The organism is Burkholderia sp. HI4860 (assembly GCF_002223045.2).
Lineage (GTDB): Bacteria > Pseudomonadota > Gammaproteobacteria > Burkholderiales > Burkholderiaceae > Burkholderia.
Genome location: NZ_NKFO02000001.1, coordinates 572,800 through 583,975, shown reverse-complemented (window position 1 = coordinate 583,975; position 11,176 = coordinate 572,800). Strand labels below are relative to the sequence as shown.

The 11,176-nt window shown below is 66.7% G+C and carries 6 protein-coding genes; 5 read left to right on the top strand and 1 reads right to left on the bottom strand.

Annotation, left to right across the window (positions count from 1 at the left end):
* Nucleotides 1-106 precede the first annotated feature (106 nt).
* Entirely contained in the window at nucleotides 107-3,469 is a 3,363-nt protein-coding gene (locus CFB34_RS02670; protein WP_179243683.1) for a filamentous hemagglutinin N-terminal domain-containing protein, read from the bottom strand.
* Nucleotides 3,470-4,554: 1,085 nt separating this feature from the next.
* On the opposite strand from CFB34_RS02670, the gene CFB34_RS02665 reads away from it, so the two are divergent.
* The 5 genes from CFB34_RS02665 (at nucleotide 4,555) to wecB (ending at nucleotide 11,173) form a co-directional block, all read left to right on the top strand.
* Nucleotides 4,555-5,964 carry an undecaprenyl-phosphate glucose phosphotransferase gene (locus tag CFB34_RS02665; RefSeq protein ID WP_089443523.1) on the top strand — a complete coding sequence of 470 codons (1,410 nt, stop codon included), beginning with the start codon at nucleotides 4,555-4,557 and terminating at the stop codon, nucleotides 5,962-5,964.
* Between the two features lie 74 nt (nucleotides 5,965-6,038).
* Nucleotides 6,039-7,232: a polysaccharide biosynthesis/export family protein gene (locus CFB34_RS02660; protein ID WP_242808549.1), complete on the top strand. Its 1,194-nt coding sequence runs from the start codon at nucleotides 6,039-6,041 to the stop codon at nucleotides 7,230-7,232.
* The gene (locus tag CFB34_RS02655) at nucleotides 7,232-7,720 is read left to right on the top strand and encodes a low molecular weight protein-tyrosine-phosphatase (protein WP_089443765.1); all 489 of its coding nucleotides are present in this window, start codon (nucleotides 7,232-7,234) and stop codon (nucleotides 7,718-7,720) included. The genes CFB34_RS02660 and CFB34_RS02655 overlap by 1 nt, the downstream gene beginning before the upstream one ends.
* 7 nt (nucleotides 7,721-7,727) lie before the next feature.
* Nucleotides 7,728-9,998 carry a polysaccharide biosynthesis tyrosine autokinase gene (locus CFB34_RS02650; RefSeq protein WP_089443522.1) on the top strand — a complete coding sequence of 757 codons (2,271 nt, stop codon included), beginning with the start codon at nucleotides 7,728-7,730 and terminating at the stop codon, nucleotides 9,996-9,998.
* The gene (wecB, locus tag CFB34_RS02645; RefSeq protein WP_089443521.1) at nucleotides 9,995-11,173 is read left to right on the top strand and encodes a UDP-N-acetylglucosamine 2-epimerase (non-hydrolyzing); all 1,179 of its coding nucleotides are present in this window, start codon (nucleotides 9,995-9,997) and stop codon (nucleotides 11,171-11,173) included. Before CFB34_RS02650 ends, wecB begins: the two co-directional genes overlap by 4 nt.
* The last annotated feature ends 3 nt before the right edge of the window (nucleotides 11,174-11,176 follow it).

Genomic DNA, 11,176 nt, shown 5'->3' with positions numbered 1-11,176 from the left:
GAGAAGCAGGATGAAACGGGCAGGCCGCCGGCCGGCGTGAAGGACCGGCCGGTGGCCTGCCGTAGCGGCGCGCATGATGCGCGCCGCCTCATGGCATGGCGATCAGTTAAAACAAGTTGCCGCGACCGTCCATGGTGATGCGGGTAGACACGTCGTAGTTGGGCCTGACCGGCTGGTAGTAGCCATAGCCGTAGCGGTTCGACGGGAACACACCGTTCGGCGACGAAACGCCGCCCAAGATGTTGTTGGGCAGAGTGACCTCCGGCGGCGTGACCTCTTCCGGCGGAGTGACCTCTTCCGGCGGAGTAACCTCTTCCGGTGGGGTGACTTCTTCCGGTGGGGTGACTTCTTCCGGCGGAGTGACCTCTTCCGGCGGGGTGACCTCTTCCGGCGGAGTGACCTCTTCCGGCGGGGTGACTTCTTCCGGCGGAGTAACCTCTTCCGGCGGAGTAACCTCTTCCGGCGGGGTGACCTCTTCCGGCGGAGTGACCTCTTCCGGCGGGGTGACTTCTTCCGGCGGAGTAACCTCTTCCGGCGGGGTAACTTCTTCCGGCGGCGTGACCTCTTCCGGCGGCGTGACCTCTTCCGGCGGAGTAACCTCTTCCGGCGGAGTAACCTCTTCCGGTGGGGTGACCTCTTCCGGCGGGGTAACTTCTTCCGGCGGGGTGACTTCTTCCGGCGGAGTGACCCCTTCCGGCGGAGTGACCTCTTCCGGCGGAGTGACCTCTTCCGGCGGAGTAACCTCTTCCGGCGGGGTGACCTCTTCCGGCGGAGTAACCTCTTCCGGTGGGGTGACCTCTTCCGGTGGGGTGACCTCTTCCGGCGGGGTAACTTCTTCCGGCGGCGTGACCTCTTCCGGCGGGATGACCTCTTCCGGTGGGGTGACCTCTTCCGGCGGAGTAACCTCTTCCGGCACCGGATCCTGGCCCTGCTCGAAGGTCGCGCCGATCAGGTCGCCGACGAGGCTGCCCTTGCCACCCTTCACGGTGCCGCTGGCGGTGGAGGACTCGACCTTGCCGCCTTCATCCAACAGTCCAACGAGTCCGCCGACCTTGCTGTTGTCGCCGGCCGTCACATCCACGCTCGCTCGTGACGCGCTGATGTTGCCGCGGTTGACGCCAATCAGGCCGCCGACGGTGGCGTCGTCGCCGCCGTCGATCTTGCCCTCTGCACTGGCGTTGACGACGTCTCCCTGGTTTTGGCCGACCAGTCCGCCCACGAAGCCCCGCGCGCCCGTGTGCACGATGCTGCTCGATGCGCTGACGTTTTCGAGCGTGCCCGCATTGACGCCCACCAGCCCACCCACGGTCGTCTGGCCGCTCGTTTTCAAGGCCGTGTCGGCGGACGACGTGCGGATCACACCGTTGTTGATGCCGGCGAGACCGCCGACCGTTGCACCGCTGGCGGTCGACGTGATGCGGTCGTTGGCCGACGAGTTTTCGATGATGCCGTCGTTCCGGCCCACGAGACCGCCGGTAGGACCCTTCGAATTCGTGTTGATCTGCACGTAGGCGTGGCTGTCGCTGATGCGCGCCGACAACGCGCGGTTCTCTCCGACGAGCCCGCCGATCAAGACGGTCTGGTCGTCGCCGTTGATGTGTCCCGCGACCGAGACCTGATCGATCGTGCCGCCGTCGTTCGTGCCGACCAGCCCGCCGATGATGGCCTTTCCGTTGGCCGAGACGGTCACACCACCGGCCGTGACGTTCGAAATCGTGCCGCGATTGAGGCCGACCAGCGTGCCGATCGACAAGGAGGCGCCGTCTCGCCAGGTGCCCGTGGTCGTGATGTCGCGCAGCACGATGTGCGACAGCGTGCCGGAGTTGGCGGCGAACAGACCGACGTGGCTCCCGAAGGGGTTGGAGATCGACAGCTGGCTGATGACGTTGCCGAGGCCGTCGAATTTGCCGGAGAACGCATCGTTGCCGCCGATGCTGTGGAAGCCGGCATTCATGCCGTCGATGCCGTTGCCGAGCACGTAGCGGCCGTTCAGGTCGGTATCGACGTTGCGCAGGTCGGCGAGCGTATGCAGGACCTTGTAGTCCTCGCCGTTCGAGCGGAAGGACGCGTTGTCACCCGACAGCGTGAAGACGGCGCGAGCGTTCTGGAGCGAGTAGCCGTTCGTCGAGTTCAGTTCGAGATGCGCATTGCGACCGGTGAGCTTCACGGTGTCGCCCACGTTGATCCGGTCCGCCGCGTTGACGGCGAGGCTCGCGTCCGTGCCCGAGGCCGACAGTGCCCTGTTCAGATTCACGCTGCCGCTCTTCGACGTCAGCGTCAACGCGTTGTCGCTGCTCCACGTGACCGCGCCGCTGACCGTCAGATCGTTGCGGGTATTGGTCAGCGCAACATTCGTGGTGCCGAGGTTGCGCGCGAGCGTATCCGCAGTGATCGAACCGGCATGGGTGTCGACGCTGGCGTTGGCCGCTTCGAGGGTCCAGGTGCCGGCGGCGTTGCCCGCGCGGGTATCGACCGTCGTGTCGTACGCCACGTTTACGCTTTCGCCGCGCGTAAGGACCGAGCCGGCGGGTGCACCGGCTTCGGCGGCGCTGACGTCGAGCTTGCCGCCGACCTGCACGGTGCCGCCGTCGAGCGTGATCTTGCCGCCGCTCGCGTTCAGGCCGCGCGCCTCGATCGTGCCGGAATTGTTGACCACCGCGTCGAGCAGGTTGCCGGCTGCACGAGCGGTCATCAGCACTGCGCCGCCGTCGGCCTTCAGCAGGCCGCCGTTGGACGCCAGTGCATCGACCGCGCCGTGCTCGACCTGCAGGTTCAGCAGGCCGTTGCCGTCGAAGTTGACGGCGAATGCATTGCCCGCGCCGAGTGCGACGCGGCCGAGCTTCGCCTGGATCGTGCCGTTGTTGGCGACGCGCGCGCCGAGCAGCGCGACGCTGCCGCCATCGGCGGCGGTGATGGTGCCGCTGTTGACGACGGATGCGGCGGACGAGCCGGAGAAGCGATAGTTGCCGGCGAGGAAATCGGCATCCGACAGGTTCTGGGTGGAGGCGACGAGGCCGCCGACGTTGACCTGTGCGCCGCCGCCGAACATCACGCCGTTGGGGTTGACGAGGAAGACGCGGCCGTTGGCGGAGAGGTTGCCGTCGATGCGGCTGCCGGTTGCGCCGATCACGCGGTTCAGCGCGAGGGACTGGCTGTCGGGCTGGTGGAACGACACGCGTTCGCCGCCGGCGATGCTGAAGTCCTGCCAGTTGGTGACGAGCTTGTCGGTGTGCTGGTTGATGTTCATGGTTCGGCCGTCGTCGGAGCGGACGAAGTCGGCCTTGCCGGAGGTGACGGATTCGCCGGAGGGCAGCGCGAAGGCGGGCAGGGCGGCGAAGCCGAGCAGGGAGATGGCGGCTACGGCGGCGTGCTTGCCGCCGGCGGACTTGCCGCGGCGACGCGCGGTTTCCCCGACCGCGGTCCAGCAGCGCTGGGCGCTGTTCCATACCAGGGCGTAGGTCTTGTTCATCGTGTTCATTTCCTCTTGGTTGGGGCTTCACCTTGAAAAGGTGATTCGCATGCCTGATGAATGCATGCATTGACGCCGAACAAGTGTTCCGCGTTGCGGCTGGCGGCGAGCCGCCAGACTTTCTGCCCGTGTCGGCCTCAGCGACCGTCGGGCGATGCGCGTCAATCCGGCTCGGCTCGATACACGCTGCCGGCACCCGCGAGCGACCGGGCCGAGCGCGGGCGTGTATATGGCGCAAGTACATGCGAGGCGGATTCTTTCCGAGCGGGAAGGGGCCGGGTGAGCCGGGGTGTGCCGATCGGTGCGTGGAATGGCAGATGCGGCATGTGCGCGCGATGTCGGACGCTACGGTGGAGCGAGCCGGTCATGCGGCGGAATTCGCGGGTGGGGAATGGACGAGCGATGCAGCACATGGAGCGGATCTTCCACCTCGATCGTGTTGGCGTTCGATCCGAATAACCGATCGAGAACCGGATGTTCTGAATGGATGGATGTTACGAAACGCTTTCTGGATTGGAAATTGAACAAGTCCTAATCGGACATTTTTACAGATCGTTTTTGTCGGATTTTTAACGGCTCGCGATACGACTCACCGCGACATGTCAGTATCCGCGCTGCGTCGGTGCATGCGGGACGCGATACGGAAGGCGCGCTTGGTGGGTCGCAGGGGCAGGGTCATGCGAGGGATTGACTGCTACCGACTTTTTAACTAGAAAATTCCACGCCTCTATAAATAGGACAAGACTTGTTCCTATATCAATTTCTTTAGGACATGTCCGATTCAAATCAAGGGGGCGCGATGGCAGTATCCAGTCATGCATCGAATTTAATAGAAGTGACCCGGTGATTAGCGGGTTAGGGAAGTCATTTCAGTGCGACCGGATCGAGATGTTTAGACCCATTATTTAACAATTTGGGACGTTGATCGAAGGTCGTTGTCAAAAGAATGAACTTCGCATTGCTAAATAATAGGATAAGGCTTCCAACCGAATCGACGGCTGATTCGTGCCGGTGCGGCCGGGCGGCATGAGCGCATGTCGTCGTCGCGTCGTCGTGCGTTCGGAACGGATGGCCGATCAGACGTTATGCACTCATTTGATCGCGCAAGCTACGGGCCGGCCGTTCGCGGGAAGGTGTCCTGGTTCCGGCTGGCGGATGCCGGCCTGCTTGCCGGCACCGCATGGGCGGCGAAAAGCTGGCTCGGCGAATCGCCCTACTCGACATCGGACGCATTGCTGATCGCGATTGCGCTGGTGTGCGTACTGGTTCTGTTTCCGTTGGTCGGCCTGTACGGCGTGCGCGGGCGGCGAATGCCGTGGCGCCGCGTGTGGCTGGCGCCGGCCGGCTTTGGCGTCGCGCTGTGTGTCGGCGCGGCAGCCGTCGTCGCGTTCGATGCACAGTCCGGCGCCACGCTCGGCTGGGTGGTCGGCTGGTTCGCGTTGTCGGCGGTCGCGCTGGTCGCGTCGCAGGCAGTGTGGCGCTGGCTCGATGTCCGCGCAGCGGTGCGAAACGCGCGCCGCAAACCGTTCGCGCTCGTCGGGCACCGCGAACGCTGCCTGGCGCTTGTCGGCCGCGACACCCGTAACGGCATGGCCTTGTTTCCGATGGCTGCGATTCTCGACCTGTCCGAAGACGCTTCGGTTCGCGGGACGGGCGACACGGAAATTCATCGCGATCTTGGATCGTTCGTCGAATGCGTGCGCCGCATGCAGGTCGGGGAGGTCTGGATCGTCCTGCCGCTGTCGGAAGCCGATCGCATCGGCGCGATCGTCCGCGCGTTCGATGCGGATCTCGTCGACATCCGGTTCATGCCGGATCTGGCGGGCGTGACGCCGCTTCATCCGAATGGCACGCGTCGCGGCCGCGCGCTGGATCTGGTCGCGTCGCCGCTGTCGGCGCAGGCGCTCGCGGCCAAGGCAGTGTTCGACCGGGTGTTTGCGGTGTTGGCGCTGATCGCGATCGCGCCGGCGATGGGCGCGATCGCGATCGCGGTGAAGTGCTCGTCGCCGGGGCCGGTGCTGTTCCGGCAGCAGCGCCGCGGCGCTTACGGACGCATTTTCACGATCTACAAGTTCAGGACGATGCGCGTGCACGACACGGGCGCGCCCGGCGAAGTGCGCCAGGCGACGCGCGGCGATCCGCGCATCACGCGCATCGGCGCACTGCTGCGCAGGACGAGCCTCGACGAATTGCCGCAGTTCCTGAACGTGCTGAAGGGCGACATGTCGGTGGTCGGACCGCGTCCGCATGCGGTGGAGCACGACCGTTTCTACCGGCACCGGGTCGACGGCTACATCCAGCGTTACCGGATCAAGCCGGGCATCACGGGCTGGGCACAGGTCAACGGGCATCGGGGCGAGACGGATCGCGTCGAGAAGATGCAGAAGCGGGTCGAGCACGACCTCTACTACCTGAACAACTGGTCGTTCTCGCTCGACATGCGGATCGTGGCGGCGACCGTTCTGTGCGGGTTCACCCATCGCAACGCTTACTGAATGACGCGTCGACGCACGCGGCTTGGATAACAGGAATGGAAACAGGAAAACGAACCCGCTCATGGGCGCGCGGCATGCGACCGGCGCTGACGGCCTTGTCCGTCGCGCTGTTGTCGGCCTGCGCGGTCGAGCCGGGCATGCACATGAACGTCACGCACGATGCAGCGCCTGACGGCGGCATCGCGACACAGGCGCGGGAAAACGGCCTGACGGTGTCATTGCATCGCATCGATGCCGCATCGCTCGGCCAGCCGCCGCGCGAGCCGGTTTCGCGTGAGACGGCGCAGGTGCCGATCGATTCGATCGACGGCGCGTTGATCGCGGCCCAGCGACGCGATGCACGGGTCGAGGACGAACGGGCGCGAGCGGTGCTGTTTGGCGAGCCGGCTCCTTACGCGATCGGCGCGGGCGATGTGCTGCAGATTACCGTGTGGGATCACCCCGAACTGGCTGCGGCACAAGGCAACCCGGGCAACCAGACGGTACGTCCGGCTGATCCGCCGACGGGATTCGTCGTCGATCAGGCGGGCAACCTGGCGTTTCCTTACGTGGGCGAACTGCATGTCGCCGGCATGAGCACGAGCGATATTCAAGCCGCGCTGCGGACGCGGCTCTCGACATGGTTCGTCGCGCCGCAGTTGACGGTGCGCGTCGCGTCGTATCGCGCGAATCGCGTCTATATCGACGGCGAAGTGCATGCGCCGGGCGCGCAGCCGCTCAACGACGTGCCGATGACGCTGCTCGAGGCCGTCACGCGGGCGGGCGGCTTCACGGCCGACGCCGATCAGGGACGCATGACGCTCGTGCGTGACGGCACAGCCTATCCGGTCGATCTGCCGGGGCTGATTCGCGAGCGTCTCGATCCGGCGCGCATCGTGCTGCGCAACGGCGACCTGCTGCAGGTCGGCGCGCGCGATCAGTCCGGCGTGTACGTGATGGGTGAGGTCAACAAGCCGACGACTGCGCTGCCGTTGCGCAACGGCCGCCTGACGCTGGCCGACGCGTTGTCGCAGGCCGGCAGCGTGAACCAGAGCACGGCCAATCCGAAGCAGACCTATGTGATTCGTGCCGGCGCGGACCGGCAGGCGCAAGTATTCCATCTCGACGGCCGGTCGCCGGTGTCGATGGTGCTCGCCAACGAATTCGAACTCCGGCCGCGCGACGTCGTGTACGTCGACAGCACGAAGCTCGCGCGTTTCGGCCGCGTGCTCGCGCAACTGCTGCCGGCCATCAATGCGGGCCTGACCGCCGCAATCGTCACGAAATGATGAAACGAATCCTGGTGGTGTGTACCGGCAACCTTTGCCGAAGCCCGGCCGCGCAGGCGCTGCTCGCGCGCGAACTGCCCGGCCGCACGATCGAGTCGGCCGGCATCGCGGCGATCGGCGGGACGGCAATCGACCCGGTGATGAACGAACTGCTGACCGGGCGCGGTCTCGACCTGTCCGCGCATCGGGCCCGGCGCGTGGACGACCGGGTCTGCCGGTGGGCCGACCTGATTCTCGTCATGGAGATCGCGCATCGCGAGCTGATCGAGCGAACGTACCCGATGACGCGCGGCCGCGTGTATCGCCTTGCCGAGCGTTACCTGATCGACGTGCCGGATCCGTACCGCCGAAGTCGCCATGTATACGACTACGCGGCCACGCTGATCGAGCACGGCGTCGCCGATTGGGTCGCCAGGATCGCCAGCCTCGACCGAAACCGGCCGCGACATCCGGACACCGGTGCGGACGCACCGGAACACTTGCAGTGAGTCTCATATGAACGCATCGAATCCACATCAACCTTTCTCGCGCGACGTCGACGAGCTCGATGTGCGGGGCCTGCTCGACATACTGATCAGGCACGCGAGGTGCATCGCCGCGACGACGGCCGCATGTGCCGCGCTCGGTGGCGCCTACGCGCTCGTCGCGAAGCCGGTCTACCGGGCGGACATCGCCGTGCAGGTGGAAAGCGGCGGCTCCGACCTGCGCAGCATGGCGGAGGGCGGACTGGTCGGCGGCCTCGGCGCGCTGTTCGACGTGAAGTCGACCGACGACGGCGAAATGGAAATCCTGCGCTCGCGGCTCGTGACCGAACCGGTCGTCGATCTTCAGCACCTGTACATCGAGGCCCGGCCGCGCCGCGTGCCCGTGCTCGGCGTCATCGTCGCGCGCTTCAATCGCGGGCTGTCGACGCCCGGCCTGTTCGGTGCCGGCGGGTTCGTCTGGGGTGACGAGCGCATCGACGTTTCGGCGTTCGACGTGCCGCGCGCGTTTCTGGAACGAACCTTCATCGTCACGTCGCTGGGCGACGGGCGTTATCGCCTGTCGGGCGCCGGTCTCGGCAGTGTGGAAGGCGCGCTCGGCGAGCCGCTGCGCGTGGCGACGGCCGCCGGCGAAGTGACACTGCAGGTGTCCGGCATCGAGGCCGCGGCAGGCGCGCAGTTCGTCGTGAGGGCGGACTCGAAGCAGGTCGTGCTCGCCGAATTGCAGAAGAAGCTGACGATTGCGAACCGCGGCAAGGATCAGTCGGGCGTGATCGGCGTGTCGTACGAAAGCCGCGATCCGGTGCGGGCGGCCGCGGTGCTGAATGCGATCGCCGACAACTACGTGCGGCAGAACGCGAACCGCAAGGCGGCCACCGCCGAGAAGTCGCTGGCGTTCCTGAGCGATCAGGTGCCGACGGTGGAGCGCGAGTTGCGCGCGGCCGAGGATCGCCTCAACACCTACCAGGCCCGCCATGAAATCGTGGATCTGACGGAGCAGGCGAAGGCGATGCTGACGCAATCGACGGCCGCGCAGACGTCGCTGTTCGAACTCGAGCAGAAGCGGCTCGTGCTGGCGTCGACGCTGACGCCGGCTCACCCGGAAAGGGCGGCGATCGACCGGCAGATCGAGGCCGCCAAAGCGCAGATCGGGATGCTCAACGACACGATCCGGCGCTTGCCCGACGCGCAGCGCAACGTCGTGCGCCTGCGCCGCGACGTCACCGTGCAGACCGAGATCTACGTCGGCTTGCTGAACAGCATCCAGCAGCTGCGGCTCGCGACCGCGAGCAAGATCGGCAACGTGCGCGTGATCGATCGCGCGATCGTGCCGGACGAGCCCGTGCGGCCGAAGCCGGCGCTGGTCACGGTGATCGCGGCGCTGATCGGGCTCGTGCTCGGCACGTGCGGCGTGATCGGCCGTGCCGTGCTGTTCGGCGGCACGACCGATCCGGCGCAAGTCGAACGGGAAACGAACCTGAACGTGATGGCGACGATTCCGTACAGCGCGGCGCAACGCCGGTTCGCGCAACGCGACGCGGCCGCGGATGGCGGCGCCCGGGTCCTGTCGCTGGCGCGGCCGAACGACCCCGCCGTCGAGGCGCTGCGCAGCCTGTGCACGGCGCTGAGATTCCATCTGACGGACCGTCCCGAAGACAACCGTGTGCTGATCACGGGGCCGTCGGCGGACGTCGGGAAGTCGTTCTTGTCGGCCAACGTCGCGGCCTTGCTCGGGCAGTCGAACCAGCGCGTGCTGCTGATCGATGGCGACCTGCGGCGCGGCGAGCTGGCGAAGCGCTTCGGCGTGCGGCCGGATGTTGGCCTGTCGACGGTCCTGCGCGGCGGCGTGAGCGCCGATGACGCGATCGTGCGCGACGCCGCGCCGAACGTCGATTTGCTGCCGGCCGGCCCGCGCACCGAGCGGCCGGTCGAATTGTTGTCGTCGGATCGTCTTGCGGCGGTGCTGGCGCACGTGGCGCGCGATTACGACATCGTGCTGCTCGACGCGCCGCCGCTGCTGCCCGTGACGGACGCCGTCGTGCTCGCCGCGCACGCCGAAACGATCCTGCTCGCCGCGCGCTCCGGCGTGACGACCACGGGCGAACTGCTCGAATCGGCGAAACGGATCGAACGCGCCGGCGCGAGCACGACCGCCGTCGTGTTCAACGGCTTCCGGCCGGGGCTGCGCTCCGCGCAGTACGGCAACTACGGCGCTTATGCCTACGACGGCGCCGATTCGCACACCGCCGCGGATCGCACGATCCGCCGACGGAGAACCCGATGACCCATCACCACGAAAACATTCTCGTTACCTTCGGCACGCGTCCGGAAGCCATCAAGATGGCACCGCTCGTCCATGCGCTGCGAGCCCGCGAAGGCGTGCGCTGCGGCGTCTGCGTGACGGCGCAGCATCGCCAGATGCTCGACCAGGTGCTCGACCTGTTCGACATCGTGCCGGATTTCGATCTCGACCTGATGCGCGCCGGGCAGACGCTCGGCGGCCTGACCGGGCACATCCTCAATGCGCTCGACCCGGTGCTGGAATCGTTCCGGCCGGATCTCGTCCTCGTGCACGGCGATACGACCACGACGCTCGGCGCGACGCTCGCCGCGTACTACCGGCGCGTTCCGGTCGGTCACGTGGAAGCCGGCCTGCGCACCGGCAACCTGTATTCGCCGTGGCCGGAAGAGGCCAACCGGAAGGTGACGGGTGCGCTCGCGCTGCATCACTTCGCGCCGACGGAAACCTCGCGCGCCAACCTGCTGGCCGAAGGCGTTGCTGCCGGGCGCATCCATGTGACCGGCAACACGGTGATCGATGCGCTGCTGACGGTCACCCGGCGCCTGACGCGCGATCGGGCGCTGGCGCAGCAGATGCGCAGGCGCTTCCCGTTCGTCGACGACGAGCGTCGCATGATCCTCGTCACGGGCCACCGTCGCGAGAACTTCGGCCGCGGCTTCGAGCAGATCTGCGAAGCGCTCGCGACGATCGCGAAGCGCTATCCGGAGTGCCGGATCGTCTACCCGATGCACCTGAACCCGAACGTACGCGAACCCGTCACGCGGCTGCTCGGCGATATCGGCAACGTGGTGCTGATCGAGCCGCAGGAGTATGTGCCGTTCGTCTACCTGATGAGCCGCGCGTGGCTGATCCTGACCGATTCCGGCGGCATCCAGGAGGAGGCGCCGTCGCTCGGCAAGCCGGTGCTCGTGATGCGCGACACCACCGAGCGGCCGGAAGCCGTCGCGGCCGGCACGGTGCGGCTGGTCGGCACCGAGGTCGAGCGCCTGGTCGGCGCGGTGGTCGAGCTGTGGGAGGACGGCCGCGCCTATCGCGCGATGAGCCGCGCGCACAACCCGTATGGCGACGGCCGCGCGAGCGAGCGGATTGCCGATCTGCTCGTCGCGCCGCCGGTCGTGACGCAAGGGCCGGCGTATCTGGCCGGTTCGCCCTGCTGAATC

What these genes read in the sequence shown, in the direction of transcription:
- CFB34_RS02655 (WP_089443765.1), top strand. Translation starts at nt 7,232, where the DNA reads ATGAAACGAATCCTGGTGGTGTGTACCGGCAACCTTTGCCGAAGCCCG.
- CFB34_RS02665 (WP_089443523.1), top strand. Translation starts at nt 4,555, where the DNA reads ATGCACTCATTTGATCGCGCAAGCTACGGGCCGGCCGTTCGCGGGAAG.
- CFB34_RS02660 (WP_242808549.1), top strand. Translation starts at nt 6,039, where the DNA reads ATGCGACCGGCGCTGACGGCCTTGTCCGTCGCGCTGTTGTCGGCCTGC.
- wecB (WP_089443521.1), top strand. Translation starts at nt 9,995, where the DNA reads ATGACCCATCACCACGAAAACATTCTCGTTACCTTCGGCACGCGTCCG.
- CFB34_RS02650 (WP_089443522.1), top strand. Translation starts at nt 7,728, where the DNA reads ATGAACGCATCGAATCCACATCAACCTTTCTCGCGCGACGTCGACGAG.
- CFB34_RS02670 (WP_179243683.1), bottom strand. Translation starts at nt 3,469, where the DNA reads ATGAACAAGACCTACGCCCTGGTATGGAACAGCGCCCAGCGCTGCTGG.